The sequence below is a fragment of the Catellatospora bangladeshensis genome (assembly GCF_016862575.1).
In the GTDB taxonomy this organism is placed as follows: domain Bacteria; phylum Actinomycetota; class Actinomycetes; order Mycobacteriales; family Micromonosporaceae; genus Catellatospora; species Catellatospora bangladeshensis.
The window spans coordinates 52,340-76,095 of record NZ_BONF01000044.1 but is presented as its reverse complement, the minus strand read 5'-3'; the positions used below and the strand labels follow the sequence as shown (position 1 = coordinate 76,095).

At 72.7% G+C, this 23,756-nt stretch carries 24 protein-coding genes; 13 read left to right on the top strand and 11 right to left on the bottom strand.

The genetic code is table 11. The features are described 5' to 3' along the window. Positions 1-44: 44 nt before the first annotated feature. Genes Cba03nite_RS32545 through Cba03nite_RS32535 form a run of 3 tightly spaced genes read right to left on the bottom strand, consistent with a single transcriptional unit; the run spans position 45 to position 1,871 of the window. The gene (locus Cba03nite_RS32545) at positions 45-584 is read right to left on the bottom strand and encodes a DUF1697 domain-containing protein (protein ID WP_203754650.1); all 540 of its coding nucleotides are present in this window, start codon (positions 582-584) and stop codon (positions 45-47) included. Continuing rightward, a complete protein-coding gene (locus tag Cba03nite_RS32540; RefSeq protein ID WP_203754647.1) occupies positions 581-1,396 on the bottom strand; it encodes an Fpg/Nei family DNA glycosylase in 816 nt (271 codons plus the stop codon). The genes Cba03nite_RS32545 and Cba03nite_RS32540 overlap by 4 nt, the downstream gene beginning before the upstream one ends. A gap of 19 nt (positions 1,397-1,415) precedes the next feature. Next, a complete protein-coding gene (locus tag Cba03nite_RS32535; RefSeq protein WP_203754644.1) occupies positions 1,416-1,871 on the bottom strand; it encodes a MarR family winged helix-turn-helix transcriptional regulator in 456 nt (151 codons plus the stop codon). 92 nt (positions 1,872-1,963) lie between these two features. Here Cba03nite_RS32535 and Cba03nite_RS32530 point away from each other — a divergent pair, with 92 nt between their 5' ends. From Cba03nite_RS32530 to Cba03nite_RS32520, 3 genes are all read left to right on the top strand, one after another. Further along, entirely contained in the window at positions 1,964-2,740 is a 777-nt protein-coding gene (locus tag Cba03nite_RS32530; protein WP_239126179.1) for a pirin family protein, read from the top strand. A gap of 187 nt (positions 2,741-2,927) precedes the next feature. Beyond that, positions 2,928-3,530, top strand: a complete 603-nt coding sequence (locus Cba03nite_RS32525; protein ID WP_239126178.1) for a GNAT family N-acetyltransferase — start codon at positions 2,928-2,930, stop codon at positions 3,528-3,530. A gap of 134 nt (positions 3,531-3,664) precedes the next feature. Then, a complete protein-coding gene (locus Cba03nite_RS32520) occupies positions 3,665-5,116 on the top strand; it encodes a hypothetical protein (protein WP_203754638.1) in 1,452 nt (483 codons plus the stop codon). Positions 5,117-5,209: 93 nt separating this feature from the next. On the opposite strand, the gene Cba03nite_RS32515 is transcribed toward Cba03nite_RS32520, so the two are convergent. The 4 genes from Cba03nite_RS32515 to Cba03nite_RS32500 all read right to left on the bottom strand — a co-directional run bounded on the left by Cba03nite_RS32515 (position 5,210) and on the right by Cba03nite_RS32500 (position 7,975). After that, a complete protein-coding gene (locus Cba03nite_RS32515; RefSeq protein WP_203754635.1) occupies positions 5,210-5,530 on the bottom strand; it encodes a helix-turn-helix domain-containing protein in 321 nt (106 codons plus the stop codon). Continuing rightward, positions 5,517-5,900, bottom strand: coding sequence for a type II toxin-antitoxin system RelE/ParE family toxin (locus Cba03nite_RS32510; RefSeq protein WP_203754632.1), 384 nt, complete (start codon positions 5,898-5,900; stop codon positions 5,517-5,519). Before Cba03nite_RS32510 ends, Cba03nite_RS32515 begins: the two co-directional genes overlap by 14 nt. A gap of 157 nt (positions 5,901-6,057) precedes the next feature. Next, complete coding sequence (locus tag Cba03nite_RS32505) at positions 6,058-6,438, bottom strand: DUF485 domain-containing protein (RefSeq protein ID WP_346113444.1); 381 nt, start codon at positions 6,436-6,438, stop codon at positions 6,058-6,060. Positions 6,439-6,448: 10 nt separating this feature from the next. Beyond that, the gene (locus Cba03nite_RS32500) at positions 6,449-7,975 is read right to left on the bottom strand and encodes a sodium/solute symporter (RefSeq protein WP_203754623.1); all 1,527 of its coding nucleotides are present in this window, start codon (positions 7,973-7,975) and stop codon (positions 6,449-6,451) included. Positions 7,976-8,040: 65 nt separating this feature from the next. Here Cba03nite_RS32500 and Cba03nite_RS32495 point away from each other — a divergent pair, with 65 nt between their 5' ends. From Cba03nite_RS32495 to Cba03nite_RS32480, 4 genes are all read left to right on the top strand, one after another. Further along, positions 8,041-9,219 (top strand): sensor histidine kinase, encoded by a 1,179-nt coding sequence (locus Cba03nite_RS32495; protein WP_203754621.1) that lies wholly within the window; start codon positions 8,041-8,043, stop codon positions 9,217-9,219. After that, the gene (locus tag Cba03nite_RS32490) at positions 9,216-9,977 is read left to right on the top strand and encodes a LytR/AlgR family response regulator transcription factor (RefSeq protein WP_203754619.1); all 762 of its coding nucleotides are present in this window, start codon (positions 9,216-9,218) and stop codon (positions 9,975-9,977) included. Before Cba03nite_RS32495 ends, Cba03nite_RS32490 begins: the two co-directional genes overlap by 4 nt. 203 nt (positions 9,978-10,180) lie before the next feature. Then, a complete protein-coding gene (locus Cba03nite_RS32485; RefSeq protein WP_203754617.1) occupies positions 10,181-10,537 on the top strand; it encodes a DUF485 domain-containing protein in 357 nt (118 codons plus the stop codon). Further along, positions 10,534-12,177, top strand: a complete 1,644-nt coding sequence (locus Cba03nite_RS32480) for a monocarboxylic acid transporter (RefSeq protein WP_203754616.1) — start codon at positions 10,534-10,536, stop codon at positions 12,175-12,177. The genes Cba03nite_RS32485 and Cba03nite_RS32480 overlap by 4 nt, the downstream gene beginning before the upstream one ends. A gap of 71 nt (positions 12,178-12,248) precedes the next feature. On the opposite strand, the gene Cba03nite_RS32475 is transcribed toward Cba03nite_RS32480, so the two are convergent. Next, the gene (locus Cba03nite_RS32475) at positions 12,249-12,680 is read right to left on the bottom strand and encodes a CBS domain-containing protein (RefSeq protein ID WP_203754614.1); all 432 of its coding nucleotides are present in this window, start codon (positions 12,678-12,680) and stop codon (positions 12,249-12,251) included. Positions 12,681-12,741: 61 nt separating this feature from the next. Then, positions 12,742-13,374 (bottom strand): nucleoside/nucleotide kinase family protein, encoded by a 633-nt coding sequence (locus Cba03nite_RS32470; protein ID WP_203754612.1) that lies wholly within the window; start codon positions 13,372-13,374, stop codon positions 12,742-12,744. Positions 13,375-13,454: 80 nt separating this feature from the next. Between Cba03nite_RS32470 and Cba03nite_RS32465 the strand changes: the two genes are divergently transcribed. Further along, entirely contained in the window at positions 13,455-14,618 is a 1,164-nt protein-coding gene (locus Cba03nite_RS32465) for a nucleoside 2-deoxyribosyltransferase domain-containing protein (protein ID WP_203754610.1), read from the top strand. On the opposite strand, the gene Cba03nite_RS32460 is transcribed toward Cba03nite_RS32465, so the two are convergent. After that, positions 14,615-15,430, bottom strand: a complete 816-nt coding sequence (locus Cba03nite_RS32460; RefSeq protein WP_239126177.1) for an inositol monophosphatase family protein — start codon at positions 15,428-15,430, stop codon at positions 14,615-14,617. The two genes, Cba03nite_RS32465 and Cba03nite_RS32460, sit on opposite strands and share 4 nt — an antisense overlap. Before the next feature lie 91 nt (positions 15,431-15,521). Here Cba03nite_RS32460 and Cba03nite_RS32455 point away from each other — a divergent pair, with 91 nt between their 5' ends. The 3 genes from Cba03nite_RS32455 (at position 15,522) to Cba03nite_RS32445 (ending at position 19,635) form a co-directional block, all read left to right on the top strand. Then, entirely contained in the window at positions 15,522-17,237 is a 1,716-nt protein-coding gene (locus Cba03nite_RS32455) for a stealth family protein (protein WP_203754607.1), read from the top strand. Between the two features lie 3 nt (positions 17,238-17,240). Beyond that, positions 17,241-19,250 carry a PIG-L family deacetylase gene (locus Cba03nite_RS32450; protein ID WP_203754604.1) on the top strand — a complete coding sequence of 670 codons (2,010 nt, stop codon included), beginning with the start codon at positions 17,241-17,243 and terminating at the stop codon, positions 19,248-19,250. A gap of 130 nt (positions 19,251-19,380) precedes the next feature. Beyond that, on the top strand, positions 19,381-19,635 hold the full coding sequence (locus Cba03nite_RS32445; RefSeq protein ID WP_203754601.1) for a hypothetical protein: 255 nt from the start codon (positions 19,381-19,383) through the stop codon (positions 19,633-19,635). Between the two features lie 132 nt (positions 19,636-19,767). On the opposite strand, the gene Cba03nite_RS32440 is transcribed toward Cba03nite_RS32445, so the two are convergent. Further along, positions 19,768-20,595 (bottom strand): alpha/beta fold hydrolase, encoded by an 828-nt coding sequence (locus Cba03nite_RS32440; RefSeq protein ID WP_203754598.1) that lies wholly within the window; start codon positions 20,593-20,595, stop codon positions 19,768-19,770. Positions 20,596-20,641: 46 nt separating this feature from the next. Between Cba03nite_RS32440 and Cba03nite_RS32435 the strand changes: the two genes are divergently transcribed. Then, a complete protein-coding gene (locus Cba03nite_RS32435) occupies positions 20,642-21,166 on the top strand; it encodes a PadR family transcriptional regulator (RefSeq protein ID WP_203754595.1) in 525 nt (174 codons plus the stop codon). Between the two features lie 15 nt (positions 21,167-21,181). Continuing rightward, complete coding sequence (locus Cba03nite_RS32430) at positions 21,182-23,662, top strand: DEAD/DEAH box helicase (RefSeq protein ID WP_203754592.1); 2,481 nt, start codon at positions 21,182-21,184, stop codon at positions 23,660-23,662. Positions 23,663-23,756: the final 94 nt, after the last annotated feature.

The window sequence follows — 23,756 nt, the reverse complement described above, 5'->3', positions numbered from 1 at the left end:
CCGAACCAGTCGACGAGACAGGCCGGCGCCGGCCGCGAGGCGGGTCAGGCGAGCAGGGCGGCGAGCTTGGTGACCGTGTTCCAGTTGCGGGCGGTGGCGACCTGGACGCCGAGGCGCTTCTGGAAGAGCAGGTGGGTCAGCTTGGTGTCGGCGGAGCCGTCGGGGAGCCACATGTGCACCTCGCGCTCCCCCGCCGCGAGCACCTCACCGGCCTTGGCGACGGTCTCGACCTCGGCCAGCTTCGCCGGGTCCACCGCCCCGGACAGGAACACCACGAACTGCCGCGACGGGTTGGACGCGACCGCGCCGAGCGGGTTGTGCGCCGTGATCCGGGCCAGATCGGCGCCGTCGCGCACCAGGCAGCCGACGGACATGCCGAGTTCGGCCTCGATCGCCTTCTCCAACTGCGCGGCGAGCGCCGCCTGGTCGGCGGAGTCGCTGGTGAAGACGACGTTGCCGCTCTGCAGCAGGGTCTTCACGTCGGTGTGGCCCAGGCCCTCGACCAGTTTGCGCAGGTCGGCCATGGCGATCTTCTTGTTGCCGCCCACGTTGATGCCGCGCAGCAGGCCCGCGTAGCGCGTCATGACGCCGCCAGCGGCTGGCAGACCGCGCACCAGTACGAGTTGCGCCCGGCCAGCTCGCCCCGGCTCACCGGGGTGCCGCAGACCAGGCACGGCAGGCCGGGTCGGCGGTACACGTACACCTCGCCGCCGTGCCGGTCCACCCGGGGCGGGCGGCCCATCGCCTCAGGTTCGTGCTCGGGGCGGACCGTGTCGATCCGGCCGCTGAGCACCGCCTTGCCCATCAGGTCGACCAGGTCGGCCCACAGCTCGCGCCACTGCTCCGGGGTCAGCGTGCGGCCGGGCGCGGTCGGCGCGAGACCGGCCCGGTAGAGCGCCTCCAGCACGAAGATCAGCCCGGTGCCCGCCACGACCGACTGGTCGAGCAGCAGCGCGGCCAGCGCGGTGCCGCTGCGGCGGATGCGCTCGTACGCCTGCTCGGGCTTCGCGTCGGCGCGCAGCGGGTCGGCACCGAGCCGGGCCCGCAGCGCGTCCACCTCCGGCGGGTCGAGCACCTCGCACGCGGTCGGGCCGCGCAGGTCGAGCCAGTGCCGGGTGTTGGCCATGCGCAGCCGCACCTCGCCGACCACCGGCGGCACGGGCAGGTCGCCGTCGGCGAACTTGCCGTAGAGGCCCAGGTGCACGTGCAGGCTGACGTCGCCGTAGTGGTGCAGCAGGTGCTTGCCGTACGCCTCGGTGTCCAGCAGGGTCGCGCCGCTCAGCCGCGCGGCGCCCTCGGCGAAGCGGCCCTGCGGGCTGGTGACGGCGACGGGTTCCCCCGCGAACAGCTCACGGTGCCGGTCGGCGAGCCGGCGTACGGTGTGTCCCTCGGGCATCGGTACACAGTAATCCGGGTCAGGGGCGCAGGTGCGCGCGCATCCGGGCGTACCCGTCGCGGATGGCGGCCTGCTCCTCCTTGCTCAGGTGGTCGAACATGTAGGCGCGCACCGCGCTGACGTGCCCGGGAGCCGCCTCGGCGAGCTTGGCCGCGCCGGCCTCCGTGAGTTCGGCGTGCATACCGCGGCGATCGTCGTCACATTCGACGCGGCGCACCCACCCCGCGTCCTCCAGCCGGGTCACCGCGCGGGTCACCCCGCTGCGCGAGGTGAAGCTGGCGTCGGCCAGGTCGCGCATGCGCAGCCGGCGGCCGGGCGCCTCGCTCAGGTGGACCAGCAGCTCGTAATCGGTGAAACTGACCCCGGAGTCCGTTTCCAGCTGCCGGTCCAGCGCCTGGATCAGCAACCGGGTGCCTTCCAGGTACGCCCGCCACGTCTCCTGCTCGCGGTCGTCGAGCCAGCGCGTCTCACCCATGCTCTCAGCATAGCGGGAATAGTTGACGACGCAACAATGTCGTGTAGGCTGTACTCGTTGACAAAGCAACGACCCGATCGAAAGGGACGGCCGTGAAGACCTCCACCGCCAAGCCCCGCCGCGAGCTCATCGACGTCCGGTTCGCCGACGAGCGGGCCAAGACCCGCATCGGCTGGCTCGACTCCAAGCACTCGTTCTCGTTCGGCCGCCACTGGGACCCGCGCAACACCCACCACGGGCTGCTGCTGGTCAACAACGACGACGTCGTGACGCCGGGCTTCGGGTTCGAGACGCACCCGCACCAGGACATGGAGATCGTCACCTGGGTGCTGCGCGGTTCGCTGGTCCACCAGGACTCGACCGGCCACTCCGGCGTCATCTACCCCGGCCTGGCCCAGCGGATGAGCGCCGGCACCGGCATCCTGCACTCGGAGAAGAACGACTCCTGGCGGCTGGAGGGCGACCGGCACAGCGACCCGGTGCACTTCGTGCAGATGTGGGTGGTGCCCGACACCGACGGCATCACGCCGGGGTACGAGCAGCTGGAGATCGACGACGAGCTGCTGCGCGGCGGCCTGGTGACGGTCGCGTCCGGCAGGAAGCAGCACGACGGCGCCTCCGCGATCCGGATCAAGAACCGGCACGCGGCGCTGCACGTCGCGCGGCTGCAGCCCGGGGAGAGCGTCGAGCTGCCGCAGGCGCCGTACCTCCACTTCTTCGTCGCCCGCGGCGACGTGACCCTGGAGCAGGCCGGCGGCCTGAGCCAGGGCGACGCGGTCCGCCTCACCGCCACCGGCGGGCAGCGCATCACCGCCGTCACCGCGGCCGAGGTGCTGGTCTGGGAGATGCACGCCACCATCGTCGGCTGACCCGAGCCCCCGGACCCGCTCGATCATCCGACTTGCCAGGCACATGGGCCTTCGCGGGCTCAAGATTCGCACAAGTGCCAGGCAAGTCGGGCGATCTTGACGCGGGGTCGGCGTCCGGCGGGAACCGGAGCCGGGGGCGATGGAAATGCGCTGGTCGCGTGGCGGGCGACCGGGGCAGGATGGCCGGGTGCCGACGACCGTCTCCATCGCCCTCACCCCGCCCCAGGACGACGCGGCCCGCGCCGCGATCCGGGACTACCTGACCGACATCGTGGGCCGCTACTACGGGCGGTCCGCGACCCCGGCGGAGATCGAGACCGTGCTGGCCGACGCCGCCCCGGACGACGCCTTCCTCGAACCGCCGCACGGGCTGTTCTGGCTGGCCCGCGACGGCGACACGATTCTCGGCTGCGCCGGGCTGCGCTTCACCGGCGACGGCATCGGACTCGTCACGCGCGTGTGGACGGCCCCGGCGGCGCGCCGACGCGGCATCGCCTCATCCCTGCTGACCACGTTGGAGGCCGCTGCCCGCGGCCACGGCCTCACCCTGCTGCGCCTGGACACGCGCAGCGACCTGGTCGAGGCGCGGGCGCTGTACGCCCGGCACGGCTTCACAGAGATCCCGGCCTTCAACGACGACCCCTACGCCGACCACTGGTTCGCCAAGGACCTCACCGAAGGTCCATGGACAGCTCGAACCGCACGTGAGCGGCCGCCCAGCTCCCCACTGACCCGCCCAACACCGGCGCCGGCCGGGGGCGCAAGATCGCCGTCTCGTGGCGAAAGGTGAGGTCTGGCCTCACTTCTTGACACGAGATGGCGATCTTCGCCTGGACACGTCCAGCTTAACCCCGGCAAGCCGGCCTGCGCAGTCGGCTGAGCGGCCGTCGCGGAGGGCCGCTGACCTGCCTAAGCTCGCTCCACGTGACAGCCGACGACAGCATCCTCCGTGGACTCCTCGCCAACCCGTCACTGCCCGCCGACCTGATGCTCCGCCTGATCGAGCACGCCGACCCGTCCGTCGTGGCCCGTGCACTGTCCTCCCGCGTCAACCTCCCCGACGTCGTCGTCGCGGCCATGGCCCGCCATCGAGACGTACGCGTGCGCGGTGCCGTGATCGAGATGCCGAACGTGGCCGACGCCGACGTCGTGCGGCTCCTCCAGGATCCCGAGCCCCGCATCCGCCGTTTCACGATGGAACGGGCGCACATGGGCTACGGCCTGCCGGAGCAGGCATACCTCGTGCTCGCCGCCGACCCGGACCCGGCCGTCCGCGCCTGGCTCGTCACCATGCCGGAGCTCCCCGCCCAGGCCTTGCCACTGCTCGCCGACGACCCCGAACACGGCGACCTCGTCGTGCTGCGGCACGGCGCTCCCGACGCTGCCCACGCCGCCTACCTGCGGCTGCTCGTACACGAAGACCCGCACCGCCGGCGCATCGCCCTCTCTGCGCCGGGTCGCGTGCCCCCACCGCACCTGCTCGTGAGGCTGCTCGACGACCCGGCGACCCGCGCCGCCGCGACCGCCCACGCCGACCTGGACGGCGGCGTCGCGGAACGGCTCGCCGGCGACCCCGACCAGGCTGTCCGGCAGGCCCTCGCCGCGCATCCCGCCCTGCCCCCGGCGCAGCTCGCGCAGCTCGCCGCCGACCCGGAGGCCGCGGTCCGGGCGACGCTCGCCGACCGCGAGAACCTGCCCGACCAACTGCGTGAGCAACTCGCCGCCGACGACGACCGCGCCGTCCGCAGGACGGTCCTCTACAGCGAGCACACTCCGGACGGCCTGCGCGAGCGCATCGAGTATCCGCTCGATCGGCACGAGCGTGCCTGGCCGGTCGAGTGGCTGCACCGCCGCTGCGACGACACGGCACTTCAGGCGCGTTACGCCCGCTCGACTCAGGCGGCGTACCGGCGGACGGTGGCGTGCTGCCCGCACCTGGACACCGGCACGGTCGCGCTGCTCGCCGACGACGAGGACTTCGCCGTACGCCTGCTGCTCGCCGAGAACCATCCGGACGCCCCACCCCGTCTGCTGGCGCGGATGGTGCGCGAGTGGACCGGTTACAGCATCTGGAAGCTGATGCGGCATCCCAACTTCCCGGCAGACGTGATCGACGAGTTCACCCGGTCCGACGACAGCGGCCTGCACTGGTGCGCCGTGTTCTCGGACCGGCTGACCGAGGAGCAGAAGGCCCGGCTGCGCAACGCCCCCGACGCGGAACTCCGCCGGAGCGTGGACCCGGACCTGCCGCCGGTGGCCGACCTGCTGACCATGCTGACCGATGCCGAGCCGACGGTGCGCGCGCAGGCAGCCCGCCACCGCAACCTGCCTGTCGACAGCATGCGGCAGCTCGTAGCGGCACTGACAGCTCACTGAAACGTGCACCTGTCCGCCGGCACTCGCGTGGCGACCAGGTTCGCCGGATCCGGCCGGAGGGTCGCGAGAGACCCTCCGGCCGGGACCGATCGTCTACGCGACCTTCAGCTGCTCGTCACCGAAGTCGGCAATGAGGCGCAAGGTGCCGCCCATCGCGTCGATGTACCGGCTGAGCACCTCCCTCGTGGAGACGTCGCCCTTCTCGATCTGCGATACGCGGGCCACGGAGACACCCATCCGCTCGGCGACCTGCTCCTGGGTGAGGCCTCGACGTTTGCGCATCTCGGCGAGGCGCCAGCCGCGCACCTCGTCGAGCATCGCCCCCATCGCGGCGTCGAAGGCATCCCTGCCGCCGGCCGTCTCGACCGCCCGCTCCAGGTTCCCGGTGTCCCGCCAGCGCTTAATCTCGGCCATCTCGGATCTCCCGTTCACGCTCTTTCAAATACATCGCGTACAGCGACTCGGCCTCGGCTATCGCGGATCGGTACCAGCTCGCCCACTCGCCGGACTTGTCGCCCGCGATCAGCAGGATCGCCGAGCGCCACGGGTCGAAGGCGAACAGGATGCGGATCTCCGTGCGCCCACCGGACGGCGGTCGCAGCTCCTTCATGTTGGCGATACGGCTCGCCGCCACGGTGTCCACCAGCGGACGGCCCTCCGCCGGACCGTTACGCTCCAGGACCAGGATGGCCTGGTTCACGAGCCGATGGCTGTCGCGGTCGGCCGCGTACAACTCATCCAGAAAGTCCTCGACCTGTGAGGTCATCAGTATTTCCCACAGCATGTCGCCCTCCCCAGGGTTAAGCAAATCCTAAACCCTGAAGCGTGTGGGGAGTGGCCCTCTCCAGGGTTGATCGCTGTCTCGGGTCAGAAAGTGGAGCTGGGCCGCACTTTGTGACACCAGATCGCGATCATGACCGCGGCCCCGGCGGGTGGGGTGGTCAGGGTTTGCGGTGGGGGTCGGTGGGGCGGCCGACGAGGGCGGCGAAGTCGGCCTCGTTGCGTTCGGCGAGGCGGGTGTAGACGAGCCCGGCGCCGAAGAGGAACGGGAAGGACAGGATGCCCAGCAGCAGCCAGGGCAGCGGGATGCCGCCGACGTCGACCCGGGTCCCGGCGGGCCAGAGGGTGAAGAGCAGGGGCAGGCCGCCCAGCGCCACCGCGACCACCCCGGCCAGCCGCAGCGCCAGCCCGAGCTGGACCCGGATCAGCTCGCGCACCAGCACGTCCCCGACGGGCGTCTGCTCGACCAGCTCGTCGTGCGCGCCGGTGCGCGGCCTGGCGCGGCGGTGTGCGGCCAGGTCCACCCGCACGCGATCGTTCACCCCGGTCACGCTACGCCCGGGATGTTTCGGGACGTCGCGGAGTTTCGGCGCGCCGGGTGTCGGATCCGTGCACGGCCTCGGGCGCGTGCAGCCGCAGCAGCATGGTGCCGACGGCGGCGGGCACCCGTCGCCGGGTGGCCAGCGACACGGTGACCATGACCACGAACGACAGGGGCACGGTCCACGCGGCGGGCTGGGCCAGCAGGTCCGCCGCCAGTCCCGGCGACGGCGGCAGGAAGATCGTCCACAGTACGGCGACGACGGCGCTCCCGCCCCCGGCGAGGATGCCGGCCGCGGCCCCCATCGCGGTCAGTCCCCGCCACCAGATGCCGAGCACGAGCATCGGGCAGAAGCTGGACGCGGCGACCGCGAACGCCAGCCCGACCACCTGCGACACGTTCAGCCCGTGCACGGCGAGCGCAAGCACGGTCGGCACCGCCCCGGCGAACAGCGCGGCGGCCCGGAACAGCGGCAGCGGCCCCCACCCGGCCAGCCGCCCCCGGGCCAGCACGTCGTTGGCGAGCACCCCGGCGACGCTGGTGAGCAGGCCGTTGGAGGTGGACAGGAACGCGGCGAAGGCCCCGGCGGCGACGAGCGCGCCGAGCAGGTCCGCGGTCAGGCCGGGCCCGAGGGCCGCACCGGGCAGCAGGAGCACGACGGTGTCGTTGCGCCCGGTGGCGAGTTCGGGGGTGTAGACGCGGCCGAGGACCCCGTACACCGTCGGGAACAGGTAGAACAGGCCGACGAGGCCGAGCACGATGGTGGTGGTGCGCCGGGCCGAGCCGCCGTCGGGGTTGGTGTAGAACCGGGCGAGCACGTGCGGCAGCCCCATGGTGCCCAGGAACGTGGCAAGGATCAGGGAGTACGTCGCGACCAGGCCGCCGGTCGGGGCGAGCCACGGCTCGTCGACGGGGATGGCCGGGGCGCCGTCGTCGCGCCAGCGGGCCAGCAGGAAGAAGGCGGGCACCGCGATCGCGGTGAGCTTCAGCCAGTACTGGAACGCCTGCACGTAGGTGGCCGAGCGCATGCCGCCGAACGCGACGTTGCCGGTGACCACCGCGCCGACGAGCACCACGCCGACCCAGCGGGGCGCGCCGGTGACGATGCCGAAGGTCAGGCCCGCGCCCTGGAGCTGCGGCAGCAGGTAGAACCAGCCGATGAACAGCACGAACGCGGTGGCCAGGCGGCGCAGCCGGGGTGAGGCGAGCCGGGCCTCGCAGAAGTCGGGCAGGGTGAACGCGCCCGAGCGGCGCAGCGGGGCGGCCACGAACAGCAGCAGCGCCAGGTAGCCCGCGGCGAAGCCGACCGGATACCAGAGCATCTGGGCGCCGTACGCGAGGATCAGCCCGGCCACGCCCAGGAAGCTCGCCGCCGACAGGTATTCGCCGCCGATGGCGGCGGCGTTCTGGGTGGGGCTGACCATGCGTGAGGCGACGAGCAGGTCGGAGGTGCCGCGCACGAGACGCACCCCCCACGCGCCGATGGCGACCGTCGCCACGGTGACGGTCGCGATCGCGAGCAGTGCATAGGCATCCACGGCCGCTGGATCGTACCGGAGCACGGGGGTGGAGCGGGAGGGTTGGGCGTGGCACGATCGGGGCCATGTACCCAGCGCTGGGCGCCGCCGCCGTGGTGGCCGTGATAGCCGCGGCCGCGGTGGTGATGATGCGCGGCCGGCGCCGGGTGATCACGCCGGAGGAGCGCGCGACGTACCGGGTGCTGCACCTGGCGACGCTGGCCAGCGAGCCGCTGCGGCAGGGGCTGCGCGACGACACCGCCGCCCAGGCGGTCAAGCACCTGCGCACCCTGGTCGGGGCTGAGGGCCTGGCGCTGGCCGACCGGGACGGCTTCCTGGCCCACGACGGCGTGGGCGGCCATCACAGGGAGGCGCTGCTGTCGGCGGCGCAGCGGGCGCTGGCGGGCGGGCGGCCGGTGCTGCTACGGCCCGAGGACCTGACCTGCGTACGCCTGGACTGCCCGGTGCGCGGCGCGGTCGCCGCGCCCGTGTCCAAGCCCGACGGCGGGGCCGGGGCGGCGCTGGTCGCGGTGACCGGCTCGCGCCCCTCGCCCGGCCTGGTGCGGGTGGTGCTGGAGACGGCGCACTGGGTGGGGCTGCAACTGGAGCTGGCCGAGCTGCAGGAGGAGCGGGCCCGCTCGGCGCGCGCGGAGGTGCGCGCGCTGCGGGCGCAGATCAGCCCGCACTTCGTCTACAACGCGCTGACCGCGATCGCGTCGTTCGTGCGCACCGATCCGGAGCGGGCCCGGGAGCTGATCCTGGAGTTCGCCGAGTTCACCAGGTACTCGTTCCGGGCGCACGGGGAGTTCACCACGCTGGCCGAGGAGCTGCGCTCGATCGACCGCTACCTGACCATCGAGCGGGCCCGGTTCGGCGAGCGGCTGCAGGTGCGGCTGCGGGTGGCGCCGGAGGTGCTGCCGGTGGAGGTGCCCTTCCTGTGCCTGCAGCCGCTGGTGGAGAACGCGGTGCGGCACGGGCTGCACCCGAAGCCGGGGGTGGGCACGATCCGGATCATCGCCGCGGACGCGGGCGCGGACTGCGAGATCATCGTGGAGGACGACGGGGTGGGCATGGATCCGGCGGTGCTGCTGGACGGCGACGGGTCGGCCGACGGCGACGGCGGGCAGCACGTGGGCCTGGGCAACGTCGACGACCGGCTGCGGGCGGTGTTCGGCGACGCGTACGGCCTGGTGGTGGAGACCGCCCCGCAGGCCGGAACGCGGGTCAGCCTGCGCATCCCCAAGTTCCGGGCGGTCCGCGCATGACCGGGCGGCTGCGCGTGCTGGCCGTGGACGACGAGCCGCCGGCCCTCGACGAGCTGCTGTATCTGCTGCGCAACGACCCCCGGGTGGAGTACGTGCACAGCGCCGCCGACGCCGCGGAGGCGCTGCGGGTGCTGCACGAGTCCGAGGTGGACGTGGCGTTCCTGGACATCCGGATGCCGGGGCTGGACGGCATGGACCTGGCCCGGGTGCTGCAGCGCTTCGCCCGCTCCCCCGCGATCGTGTTCGTCACCGCGTACGACGACCGCGCCGCGGACGCGTTCGACCTGGGTGTCGTCGACTACGTACGCAAGCCGGTGCGCGCCGAGCGGATCGCCGAGTCGCTGCGCCGGGTGCTGTCGGAGCGCGCCGCGGTCGGCGAGCGCAACACGGCGGCGCCGGAGGCGGCGCCCGCCGGCGACCCGATGATCCCGGTGGAGCTGGGCGGTGTGGTGCGGCTGCTGCCCCGCTCGACGGTGTGCTGGGTGGAGGCGCAGGGCGACTACGCCCGGCTGCACACCACCGAGGGCTCGCACCTGGTCCGGGTGTCGCTGACCCAGCTGGAGGAGCGCTGGACCGACGCCGGTTTCCTGCGCATCCACCGCTCCTACCTGGTGCGCCTGGACCTGGTCACCGAGCTGCGGCTGACCGGCTCGGGATACGTGGTGACCGTCGAGGGGCGGCAGCTGCCGGTGGCCCGGCGGCACACCCGCGCGCTCAAGGACCGGCTGATCCGCCCCGCCAAGCAGCACTGGCACTGATCCTCGGACGCCCCTCGCCCGCGTGCCGCCTGGCGGCGCGCGGGCGCCGTTCGTCGTGCGTCGATCCGCCGCTGGGCGCGCGGGGGCGACCGCTCGGCGCGTTCCTCGCTCAGGACGCTCCAGGCCCGTTCCGTGGTGAACATCACGGTCCTAGCCTGCGCTGAACCGCACCCTCCCTCCCCCAACCGAGGCTGGTGATTCACATGAGCGACGATGCACCGGACCAGTACGAGCGCATCCAGGCGAGCCCCGAGTTCGCCGGGCTGCGGCGCGCGCTGCGCCGTTTCGTGTTCCCGATGACGATCGCGTTCTTCAGCTGGTACGCGCTGTACGTGATCCTGTCGGCGTACGCCCGCGACTTCATGGGCACGGTCCTGTTCGGGCACATCAACGTGGCGCTGGTCTTCGGCCTGCTGCAGTTCGTGACCACGTTCCTGATCGCCTGGCTGTACGCCCGTTACGCCGACCGCAAGCTCGACCCGGTGGCCGAGGAGATCCACGCCCGGCTCACCGACGGTGAGGCCGACGCCGCGCAGCCCGTTGAGGAGGTCAGCCGATGAGCGCCCGTACCCTGACCATCGTCCTGTTCGTCGTCTTCGTGCTGTTCACGCTGGCGATCACGATCTGGGCGAGCCGGCAGACCAAGACCGCGGCCGACTTCTACGCCGGCGGCCGGTCGTTCTCCGGGTTCTCCAACGGCATGGCCATCGGCGGCGACTACATGTCGGCGGCGAGCTTCCTGGGCATCGCCGGCATCATCGCGCTGTCCGGCTACGACGGCTTCCTGTACTCGATCGGCTTCCTGGTCGCCTGGCTCGTCGCGCTCCTGCTGGTGGCGGAGCTGCTGCGGAACTCGGGCAAGTACACGATGGCCGACGTGCTGGCGTTCCGGATGCGGCAGACGCCGGTGCGGGTGGCCGCCTCGATCTCCACCATCGTGGTGTCGATCTTCTACCTGCTGGCGCAGATGGTCGGCGCGGGCGCGCTGGTGGCGCTGCTGCTGGGCATCAAGCCGGGCGCGCACTTCCTGGGCATGGACGCGGGCACCGCCAAGATCGCCACGATCATCTTCATCGGCATCCTGATGATCGTGTACGTGACGGTCGGCGGCATGAAGGGCACCACCTACGTCCAGATCGTCAAGGCGTTCCTGCTGATGGTCGGCGCCGCGGTGATGACCCTGCTGGTGCTCGCGGCGTTCAAGTTCAACCTGTCCGGCCTGCTCGGCGAGGCCGCGGCCAAGTCGGGCAAGGGCGCGGCGTTCCTCGAACCGGGCCTTCGCTACGGCAAGGAGGTGGCGGGCGACGCGGCGCAGACCTTCTACAACAAGATGGACCTGCTGTCACTGGGCATCGCGCTGGTGCTCGGCACGGCCGGCCTGCCGCACATCCTGATCCGCTTCTACACCGTGCCCAACGCCAAAGCCGCCCGCAAGAGCGTGCTCTGGGCGATCGGCATCATCGGCACCTTCTACCTGATGACGCTGGCGCTGGGCTTCGGCGCGGCGGCGATGGTGGGCAGCGAGGCGATCACCGCGCAGGACAAGGGCGGCAACACCGCCGCCCCGCAGCTGGCGCAGGCGCTGGGCGAGAAGTTCCTCGGCGGCTCCACGGGCGGCGCGGCCATGCTGGCGATCATCGCGGCGGTGGCCTTCGCCACCATCCTCGCCGTGGTCGCCGGGCTCACCCTGGCCTCGTCCAGCTCGCTGGCGCACGACATCTACGCCAGCGTCATCCGCAAGGGTCAGGTCAGCGAGGGCGGCGAGGTGCGCGTGGCGCGGATCTCGGCGTTCGCCATCGGCGCGGTCGCGATCGTGCTGGCCATCTTCGCGCAGAGCCTGAACGTGGCGTTCCTCGTCGCGCTGGCCTTCGCGGTGGCGGCCTCGGGCAACCTGCCCGCGATCCTGTACTCGCTGTTCTGGAAGCGGTTCACCACGGCCGGGGCGACCGCCGCCATCTACGGCGGCCTGATCACCGCCGTGGTGCTGGTGTTCTTCTCCCCGGTGGTGTCCGGCAGCCCGACCGCGATGTTCCCGGACTCCGACTGGCACTTCTTCCCGCTGTCGAACCCGGGCATCATCTCGATCCCGGTCGGCTTCCTCTGCGGCTGGCTGGGCACGGTGCTGTCCCGCGAGCCCGCCGACGCGACCAAGTACGCCGAGCTGGAGGTCCGGGCGCTGACCGGACACGGGGCGCACTGACGCTCCGCACCTCATGATCAAGCTCCCGTCGTGCTGCCTGCGCAGTACGGCGGGAGCTTGATCGTCGGCTGCTACGAGCGCGTCGGCGGCGCCGCGGTGATCGTGGAGACGAAGTGCGCCAGCTTGTCGTGCGACAGGTGCTGGGCCAGGTCGGCCTCGCTGATCATGCCGATGATCTGGTGATCCTCGATCACCGGCACCCGGCGGATCTTGTGCTGCTCCATGAGCCGGATGACCTCGTCCTCGTCGGCCTTCGAGTCCACCCAGATCGGCGTACCCTGCGCCATCTCCTTACACGTCATCGTGTTCGGATCGCCGCCGGACGCGATGCACTTCACCACGATGTCCCGGTCGGTGATGATGCCGCGCAGCTTGTCGTCGTTGCCGCAGATCGGCAGCGAGCCGACGCCCATGTCGCGCATCAGCTGCGCCGCGCGGGCGAGGGTCTCGTTCTCGGGCACGCACTGCGCCCCGAGGTGCATCATCTGCTTTGCGGTGGTCATGACATACCCCCTTAGCCAGTCCCTGGGGACATCCTTCCCCCGGACGGGCGGGCGGCGCAGGTCAATCGACAGACATGATCGCCGGGTGGCGCGCGTCGTTGACCGTCACCACCAGGTCCGCGAAGGTCTCCGGGGCCACCTCCGCCGCGTAGCGCTCGTACGCGGGCAGCGTCCAGGCCAGCTCCGGGGGTGTCCGCCGGGCCAGCGCGGCCGGGGACAGCACCAGGTGCACGGCCAGCTCGAACGGCAGCCCCGAGCCGAGCAGCAGGTCGCCGCTGACCAGCACCACGCCGCCCGGCGGCAGGTTCTGGTAGGCCGCCCGGGTGGCCCGGTCGCGCCGCGCGTCCCACAGGCTCGGCAGCACCCGGCCGGTGCCGCCGGGCCCCGCCGGGTCGAGCACCTCGCGGCGCAGGCCCGCCTCGTCGACCCAGCCCTCGTAGTAGGCGTCGGGGTTCGTACGCCCGAACTCCAGCCGCACCGACGCGGGCCGCAGGAAGTCGGCGGTGCGGACGTGCAGCGTGGCATGACCTCGGGCGCGCAGCGGACCGACCAGCGCCTCGGCCAGCCGGTCCGGCTCGGCCGCGGGCGGCCCGTCGATCGCCGCCCGGAACCACCCGTCCGGCGGCGCCGCCCCCGCTATCAGCTCGGTCAGCTCCCCGACCAGTCCCTCCGGCGTCACAGGTCGCACTCGCACCCGCCCATCCTCCGCCAACCGTCCGCCAGCCCACCCCGGGACCCCCGGAGGGCCACTGTGGAGCGTGGGAGGATCCGGGGATGGCGACGGCGGAAGTGATCACGGTTTACGCGGGTGAGCAGCCGCCGGAGTGGTGGGACGCGGCGCTGTTCCTGGCCGGGCCGACGCCGCGCGCCCCGGAGGTGGCCTCGTGGCGGCCCGCCGCGCTCGCGGAGCTGGCCCGGCAGTGGGCCGGGCCGGGGCGGCTGGCGGTGTTCGTGCCCGAGCGGCCCGAGGGCGGCATGCCGCACGGCTGGACGGCCCAGGTCGAGTGGGAGGACACCTGTCTGCACCTGTCCGACGTGGTCGCCTTCTGGGTGCCCCGCGACCTGGCCACACTGCCCGGGTTCACCACGAACGTGGAGTGGGGCCGCTGGGAGTCCAGCGGCCGGGTGGTGCTGGGCGCACCCGACGGCGCGCCGGGCATGCGCTACCTCGCCCACTACGCGGCCGAGCACGGCGCGCCCGTCGCCGGCACGCTGGAGGACACCCTCGCCGCCGCGCTCGCGCTGCTCGCGGGCGGTGCGCGGCGCGAGGGCGTACACCGCGGGCTGCCGCTGCCGCTGTGGCGGGACGCGGGCGTACGCACCTGGCTGGCCGCGCAGGAGTCGGCCGGGCACCGGCTGCGCGCGGCCCGGGTGGCGTGGACCTGGCCCGGCCCGGACGGACGGCCGTTCTGGTGGGCCGCGCACGTCGCCGTCGAGGTCCGCGGCGAGGGCCGGGTGAAGGACAATGAGGTGGTGATCGGCCGCCCCGACGTGAGCGCCGTGGTCGCCTACCTGCCTGCGGAGACGCTCCCGGACACGCTGGTGGTGCTCGTACGCGAGTACCGCAGCGGCGCGGTGACCGGCGACGGGCGGGTGCACGAGCTGCCCGGCGGCTCGCAGCCCGGCGCCGCCGACCCGCGCCAGACGGCGGTGGAGGAGCTGGCCGAGGAGACGGGGCTGCGGGTCGAGGCGGCCCGGCTGCGCGCGCACGGGGTACGCCAGCCCTCCGCGACCGTGTCCGCGCACCGGGCGCACCTGTTCAGCCTGGAGCTGACCGAGGCCGAGGCGGACGCGCTGGCCGACGGCCCGCAGGAGCACGGGGTGGCCGCCGACGGCGAGCGCATCACGCTGGAGCTTCGCACGTACGGCAGCCTGCTGGCCGACCCCGACGTGGACTGGAGCACGCTCGGCATGGTCACCGCGGTGCTCGCGGGCTAGCCCTCGATCGCGGACAGCACCAGCCGCGCGGTCTCGGCGTCCGGCGCGACCAGGAACGGCAGCCGGTTGCCGCCGCCGATGCGCACCTCGCCGCCGTCGGCGGTCATGGCGACCCCGCCCGCCTCGGCGTGCAGCAGCAGCCCGGCCGCGTGGTCCCAGGGCAGCTCCCAGGTGATCACCATGGCGGTGCGGCGGCCGCTGGCGAGCTGGATGTACTCCAGCCCCGAGGTGTCGAAGAAGGACAGCGCGACGCCGTGCCGCCCGAGGCGGTGGAAGCCGTCGCGCTCGGCGGGCCGCCACCAGATCGGCGGGGACACGGAGACGTCGAGGTGGCGCAGGGACGGCGGCACGGGACGGACCCGGACGCGCTCGCCGTCGACGTAGGCGCCCCCGCCCGCGACGGCCACCGCCATCAGGTCCATGACCGGCGCGAACGTCCACGACGCGAGCAGCCTGCCCCGGTGCGCGAGCGCGACCAGGGTGGTGAAGCGGGGGCTGCCGCTGACGAAGTTGTGCGTGCCGTCGATCGGGTCGACGATCCAGGCCGGGGCGTCGCCGTCGATCGCGGCGAGCAGCCCCGGGTCGGCGGCGACCCCTTCCTCGCCGACCATCACCGAACCGGGCACCAGCGCGGTCAGGTGCCGGGCCAGCTCCTCCTCGGCCGCCCGGTCCGCGACGGTGACCAGGTCGGTCTCGGAGGACTTGTACGCGATGTCGGCGGCGGCGAGCCGCCCGAACCGGGGCAGGATCTGCTCCGCGGCCACCCGGCGCACCGCCGCCTCGACCTCGGCCACCTCACGCGCGCTCAACACGCCGCCCAGCCTGCCACCTCTCAGGGGATTGGCAGGGAGTGGGGTGTCGCCTTTCGGGGGTGAGGATCGTTATTACGGCGTGATCTTCCGGGTGCCTCCGCGGTCCGCTCTGCTGGCCGGTCTGTCCCGCAGGTCGGTGGACCTGCTGCTGCCACGTGTCAAAGGTCGGGACGGGGCGGGTGAGCGGTGGGCGCGGTCCGCGATCCGATGGCACCTGACCAGGAGGTACGGCCTGGACGGGCTGCACCTGACGCCGACCGTGAACGGGCCCGTGCTGGCTCGGCCGGTGCCCGGGATCACCCCGCTGGAGGCGCGGCGGCGCTGCCTGGAGACGGTGCTGACGGTGCTCGCCGACGCCGGGGTGGACCACTTCTGCGTACGCGGCTACGACGACCGGGCCGCCGCCGTGGCGATCAGCTCGGGACCGCGCCGCGAGGCCTGGGCCGCGCTGCGGCGCGAGGCGCTGCGCCGGCCGCTGTTCGTGGCGCCGGTGACCGAGAGCGGAGTCGGCACACCGCTGCCCGCGACCTCGAACCACGCGTGGCGGCTGCTGTCCGGGCAGCGCGTGATCCGCCTGATCCAGTACTTCTGCGACCCCTCGGGCAATCTGCTGTTCGGCCCGGAGCACGGCTGCGATCTGGAGGTGTGGTCGCGCACCCCGCAGGGGCCGCTGCACGCCCCGCGGCCCAACCGGTGCGCCGACTTCGTGCCTGCCGACAGCCCGCGGGTGACCCTGGACGAGGCGAAGTTCACCCGGCTGGCGTCGGCGCACGCCGGGCCGCAGCCGCAGCGGCCGACCCGGACCGAGTTCGAGGGCACCCTGCTGGACGACGTCACGTTCCCGGTGGACGTGGTCTACACCTGGGTCGACGACGCCGACCCGGCCTGGCGGTCGCGGCGCGACACGGCCCTGGGCGAGCAGCGCGCACCGCTGATGACGCAGGCCGCCGGGGCCGCGCGCTTCGCCAACCACGACGAGCTGCGCTACTCGATGCGCTCGCTGCACCTCTACGCGCCGTGGGTGCGCCGGATCTGGCTGGTCACCGACGACCAGGTGCCGTCCTGGCTGGACGGCTGCCACGAGCGGGTGACCGTGGTGAGCCACAAGGAGGTGTTCGGCGGGGCGGGGCGGCTGCCGACGTTCAACTCGCACGCGATCGAGACCCGGCTGCACCACATCGACGGGCTGGCCGAGCACTTCGTCTACTTCAACGACGACGTGTTCGTCGGCCGGCCGCTCACCCCGCTGAAGTTCTTCCAGCCCAACGGCCTGTCGAAGTCGTTCCCGTCCAAGGGCAAGGTCGATCCGGGGCCGGTGGACGGGCACGATCTGGCCTCCACGGCCGCGGGCAAGAACAACCGGGAGCTGATCGCGCGGGACTTCGGCCGGCACCTGACCTACAAGATGAAGCACGTGCCGCACCCGCTGCGCCGCGACGTGCTGGCCGAGATGGGCGAGCGGTACGCCGCCGAGCTGGAGCGCACCGCGGGCAACCGGTTCCGCGACCCGTCCGACCTGTCGCTGGTGTCCTCGGCGTACCACTACTACGCGCTGGCCACCGGACGGGCCGTCATCGACCGCATCAGCAGCACCTACGTCAGCCTGGCCGCCCCGGAGGCGAAGGCCGCGCTGACCCGGATCCGCACCCGGCGTGACCATGACGTGTTCTGCGTCAATGACGAGGAGGGAACACCGGAGCAGCGCGCCGAGCGCCACCGCCTGCTGCACGGCTTCCTGACCGCGTACTTTCCCGTGGCCGCGCCGTGGGAGCTGCCACCGCCCGCCGTACCACGACAGGACAGGTGACCTTTGCACCGTCGTACCGCGCTGAGCGCCCTGCTGCTGGCCGGCGGCGGCGCGATCGCCCTGGGGCTGGGCCGCCCCTGGGAACGCGTCTGGTCCGCCGAGGCGGCGCGGCAGGCCGCGTTCCTGAACGTCTGCGCCCACCCCGACGACGACCTGTACTTCCTCAACCCGGACGTGCTGCAGGCGCTGGCCGAGGGATGCCCGGTGACCAGCGTCTACCTCACCGCGGGCGAGGCCAACGGGGTCAACGCCCCGCAGGACGAGAAGCCCGACTTCGAGGGGTACGCCGCCGCGCGCCAGTACGGCATCCGGGCAGCGTACGCGGCGATGACGACCGGCGACCGCGACGCCGCGTGGCGGCGCGAGGTGCGCAGGCTGCCCGGCGACGTCGTCTTCGAGACGGCCACGCTGGTCGCGAAGCCGCACGTCACCCTGGCGTTCCTCAACCTGCGGGCGCCGCTGGACGCCGCGGACGGCGGCTCGAACCGCCTGGCCTGGCTGTGGGACGGGCGCCGCGACGCGCAGCCCTACCTGCGGCCCACCGACAGCCCGCTGCCCGCGCCGGGCCGGCTGCGCCGCGACGACGTGCTCGCCGTGCTGGCGTCGCTGCTGAGCACGTCCGCGCCGACGGTGGTGCGCACCCTCGACCCGGCCCCGGAGCACCTGAGGTACGACTCCGACGACGGCGCGGACTACTCCGACCACCAGGACCACCTGTACGCGGCGTACTTCGCCTACGAGGCGGTGCGCCGGCACCGGGCCGCGGGCGGGGCGGCCGTGCAGGTGCAGAGCTATCGCGGCTACTTCAACAAGTACTGGCCGCGCAATCTCAGCCCGGCCGTGTACGAGCGAAAGTTCTCCTATCTGGACATCTACGGGTGGGCCGACGGGCACGCCTGCGCGGTGCCGTACGGCTGCGGCGACCTGCAGGTGGGCGCCGGAGCCCGGAACAAGCGCTACGGCCGCAGCCAGACCTACCGCCACCCGGGCGGCACCGCCTGGCTGGTCGCGTACGCGGGCGGGCTGTCGGCGTTCGCGGTGTTCGCGGGCACCGTGGTGATGTGGCGGCGCGGCGAGGGCGAGGCGGACTGGGCCGCGCCGGTGCCGGTCGGCGGGCAGAACCTGGTGCCCCACCTGGACACCGTGGTCACCCCCGACGGCCGGCTGCACCTGTTCGGGGTACGCCAGGACCTGGACGTGACCGGTCCGCGGCTGGTGGTCGTGCACGGGGTGCAGGAGCGGCCCGGGGCCGGGTTCACCTGGACCGACGTGGGCAACCCGGACGCGGACGGCGATCCGGTGCGAGCCCGCGAGCTGGGCATGCCGTACGCCGTGGCGGACGCGGGCGGCGGGCTGACCGTGTTCGTGCGCGACTTCTCGCGGGAGGTCAGCGTGCGGACCGCCGGCCCCGGCGGCGACTGGGGCCCGTGGACCGGCCTGGACGGCGGCGGCATCCGGGACGCGCTGGTCGCGGTCGCCGCGGGCGCCCGCACCGACCTCTACGCGGTGACCGACGACGAGCTGGTGTGCTGGGCACGGGAGAGCCCCGGCGGCCGCTTCGGCAAGCGGCGGACGCTGCTGCACGGCTCCATGGACGGCACCCTGGCGGTGGTCCGCGCCGTGTCCGGCGGAGACGGACCCGTGATCGCCGGGCAGGCCGACGGGGCCACGCTGACCATCGCGCAGGACACCGGCACCGCGACGGTGAAGGCCAACGGCGGCACCGGCGCGGTCGCCGGGCTGCTGCGTGACGGGCTGCTGCGGCTGGTGCGCCGCAACGACGAGGGCCGCGTCGACGTGACCGAGCCGCACCCGCCCGGCGAGCCCCCGGTCTGGCACGGATCGGGAGTGCTGTTCACCGGCGCGCCCGCGGTCGCCGTGGACGCCGCCGGAGTCGCCTACGCCGCGGTCGTGGGCGTCGACGGGCGTCTCTGGACCTGCCGCCTCGACGGCCTCGTCACGAAGCTCGCCTGGCGCGCCGCGCCCGCCCCACCCGCCCTGTCCCAGGTGTGAGCGAGGTTTCCCTTCGTTACCAACCGGTACGCCAAGAATGTCCATTCTGCCGCCTTGACCACCGCCGCTCTCTTAGCGTGATCGTGGGCCTCAGCAGGGAGCTGAGCCCAGCCCGAGGAGGCTCGCAGCAATGGCGAAGAACAGCAACCGACCCGACCGCAACCCCCGCGCCGACCGCGCCGAGAACGCCCCGCACACGGGCGCCTCGCAGCAGCACCAGGCGGCCGCCGGCATGAGCGCGCACACCACCAACCACGACGGCGCCGACCATGAACAGGCGGCCACCGCCACCATGCAGCGCAAACAGCAGCACGAGGGCGCCTCGCCCACCACCATGAAGTCCAAGAAGTCCAACCAGCCCAAGCACAACCAGCCCAAGCGCTGACCCTGGGCTCCCGGGGCGGGCCGCGACTCCGTCGCGACCCGCCCTCTCCCGTGTCGATCTTGCGTGAACTGTGGGGACGACACGCCCCTTCCGGGCATATCCCTAACACTTCGTGCAAGATCGACGCGATCTTCACGCGAGCAGGGACGCGGTGAAGGGTTCGACGGCGGCGCGCCAGCCGGTGGGGTCCTCGCGGTGGAGCACGTGGCCGGAGCCGGGGAGCAGGGCGAAGTGGGCGCCGGGGATGAGGGCCGCGCCTTCGCGTTGGGCGGCGGGGGGCTCGTCGCTGCGGCCGCCCGCGACGACCAGTGCGGGGCAGCGCACCAGGGCCAGCTCCGGGCGGTGGTCGCGGGCCTGCCAGTGCTCGGCCGCCGCCAGCACGTGCGCCCGCTGGGCCAGCGGCCGCCAGCCGTCAGGGCTCCGCCACATCACCTCGGCGAAGGCGTCGCCGAGCGCGGGCCGGTCCGCGCCGAAGTAGGCGCGCACCTCGTCCAGCGACGCGAACGGCACCGGCCAGCCGTCCAGCCAGTCGCGCCAGCGGCGCAGCCCGTCGGCGGGGGTGACCGGGCTCATGTCGCCGATCACGATGCCGCGCACCAGCTCCGGGCGCCGCCCGGCCAGCTGCCAGGCGGTCAGCCCGCCCATGCTGTGCCCGATGACCAGGGCCGGTCCCAGCCCGAGCCGCTCGATCACCGCGGCCGCGTCCCCGACGAAGGCATCCCGGTGGTATGGCCCGTCGGGGCGCCCGCTGCGGCCGTGCCCCCGGGCGTCGTAGCCGACCACCCGGCCGTACGCGGTCAGCCAGGCCGCGGTCGACGCCCACGTCCCGGCGTGATCGGTCAGTCCGTGCAGCAGCAGGATGCCTGGTCCGTCGCCGCCGAACTCGGTCACGTGCAGCGGCGTCCCGTACGCGCCCTCGATCTCCATCGCGCCCTCCCACCATACCTCGATCCGAGGCATGAAGTTAGCGGGATACCTCGAATCGAGGCAAGGCAGAATGCAGGATGTGATCGAACTCGCGATCCTGGGTTTCCTGGCCGAGCAGCCGCTGCACGGCTACGAGCTGCGCACCCGCATCGCGCAGCTGGCCGGGCACGCCAGGCCGATCAGCGACGGCAGCCTCTACCCCGCGATCAACCGGATGGAGAAGGCCGGGCTGCTCGAACGCCGCCGCGAGGCCGGCGCGGCCGCGGCGCAGCGGCACACCCTGGAGCTGACCCCCGCCGGGCGCGCGGAACTCCAGCGCCGCCTGCGGAATCCCGCCGAACTCGACATCACCGACGGCACCCGGTTCAACGTGCTACTGGCCTTCCTCGGCCGGCTCGGCGACCGCACCGCGCAGGCCGCCGTGCTGCGCCGGAGGCTGGACTTCCTGGAGGCGCCCGCGAGCTTCTTCTACGCCGGCGAGCGCCCGCAGCGCGCCGACGAGCAGACCGACCTGTTCCGCCGCGGCATGCTCACCGTGGCGCGCGCCACCAGCCGCGCCGAGCGGGCATGGCTACGGGAGGCGCTGGTCGAGCTGGCCACGTGAGACTATTTACGGACCATGGCGCTCACTGACCACCTCCCCCGCGACATCGACCCCGACTCGCTGTTCGACGCCTTCTCCACCTGGGTGTCCGAGCAGGGCATCTCGCTCTACCCCGCCCAGCAGGAGGCGCTGATCGAGATCGTCTCCGGGGCGAACCTGATCCTGAGCACCCCCACCGGCTCCGGCAAGAGCATGGTGGCGCTCGGCGCGCACTTCGCGGCCATGGCCCAGGGCAAGCGCACCTTCTACACCGCGCCGATCAAGGCGCTGGTCTCGGAGAAGTTCTTCGCGCTGTGCGCGGCGCTCGGCCCGGAGAACGTCGGCATGATGACCGGCGACGCGGCGGTCAACCCCGACGCCCCGGTGATCTGCTGCACCGCCGAGATCCTGGCCAACCTCGCCCTGCGCGACGGCCCGGACGCCGACGTGGGCCAGGTCGTGATGGACGAGTTCCACTTCTACAGCGAGCCCGACCGGGGCTGGGCGTGGCAGGTGCCGCTGCTGGAGCTGGAGGACGCGCAGTTCGTGCTGATGTCGGCCACGCTGGGCGACGTCAGCCGGTTCGTGGAGGACCTCACCCGGCGCACCGGGCGGCCCACCGCCGTGGTCAGCTCCGGCGAGCGGCCGGTCCCGCTGATCCACTCGTACGTCACCACGCCGCTGCACGAGACCATCGAGGAGCTGCTGTCCACCAAGCAGGCCCCGGTGTACATCGTGCACTTCACCCAGGCCGCGGCCCTGGAGCAGGCCAGCGCGCTGATGAGCATCAACATGAGCACCCGCGCGGAGAAGGACGCCATCGCCGAGCTGATCGGCAGCTTCCGGTTCACCGCCGGCTTCGGCAAGACGCTGTCCCGCCTGGTCCGCCACGGCATCGGCGTGCACCACGCGGGCATGCTGCCCAAGTACCGCCGCCTGGTGGAGCAGCTGGCCCAGGCCGGGCTGCTCAAGGTCATCTGCGGCACGGACACCCTCGGCGTGGGCATCAACCTGCCCATCCGCACCGTGCTGTTCACCGGCCTGAACAAGTTCGACGGCCAGCGCATGCGGCTGCTCAAGGCGCGCGAGTTCCACCAGATCGCCGGGCGCGCCGGGCGGGCCGGCTACGACACCCTCGGCACCGTCATCGTGCAGGCCCCCGAGCACGTGGTCGAGAACGAGAAGGCCGTGGCCAAGGCCGCGGGCGATGCGAAGAAGCTGAAGAAGCTGGTCAAGAAGAAGCCGCCGGAGGGCTTCGTCGGCTGGGCGCAGCCCACCTTCGAGCGCCTGGTCAACGCCGAGCCCGAGCCGCTCACCTCCAGCTTCCACGTCAGCCACGCGATGGTGCTCAACGTCATCGAGCGCGGCGGCGACGCCTTCGACAACATGCGCCACCTGCTCACCGACAACCACGAGACCCCCGCCGCGCGCCGTAAGCACATCCGCCGCGCGATCTCGATCTACCGGGCGCTGCGCACCGCGGGCATCGTCGAGCAGGGCGCGGACGGCCGCATCCGGGTCACCGACGTGCTCCAGCTCGGCTTCGCGCTCAACCAGCCGCTGTCGCCGTTCGCGGTGGCGGCCATCGAGCTGCTGGACAGGAACTCCCCCGGGTACGCGCTCGACGTCGTGTCGATCATCGAGGCGGTGCTGGAGGACCCCCGGCAGATCCTCTACGCCCAGCAGGACAAGGCCAAGGGCGAGGCCGTCGCCCAGATGAAGGCCGACGGCATCGAGTACGAGGAGCGTATGGCGCTGCTCGAGGGCGTGACCTGGCCCAAGCCGCTCGAGGAGCTGCTGGAGGTCGCCTTCGAGTCCTACCGCAAGGGCCACCCCTGGGTCGACGACCACCGGCTGTCGCCCAAGGCCGTGGTACGCGACATGTTCGAGCAGGGCATGACCTTCACCGAGTACGTCAGCTTCTACGGCCTGGCCCGCTCCGAGGGCCTCGTCCTGCGCTACCTCGCCGACGCGTACCGGGCGCTGCGCCAGACCGTCCCCGAGGACGCCAAGACCGAGGAGCTGCACGACGTCATCGAGTGGCTCGGCGAGCTGGTCCGCCAGGTCGACTCCAGCCTGCTCGACGAGTGGGAGCAGCTCACCAACCCCGGCGCCCCGCCGGTCGAGGCCGCCCCGCCCGCCGTCACCCGCAACGTCCGCGCCTTCCGCGTCCAGGTCCGCAACGCCCTGTTCCGCCGCGTCGAGCTCGCCGCCCGCCGCCGCTGGGACCTGCTCGGCGAGCTGGACGCCGAAGCCGGCTGGGACAGCGACGCCTGGCGCGACGCCCTCGACCCGTACTTCGACCTCTACGACGAGATCGGCATCGGCCCCGACGCCCGCGGCCCCGCCCGCATCATCATCGAGCAGGGCAAGGACGTCTGGAAGGTCCGCCAGATCCTCGACGACCCCGACGGCCACCACGACTGGGGCATCACCGCCGAGGTCGACCTCGCCGCCTCCGACGAGGCCGGCCAGGCCGTCCTCACCATCACCGACGTAGGCCAACTAGGCGCCTGACCACCCCGCGCCGCGCCGCCCCGCGCCGCCCCGCGCGGCGCGCGGCGACCAAGATCGCTGTCTCGTGTCGAAACCTGTGCTCCTACCCCACCTT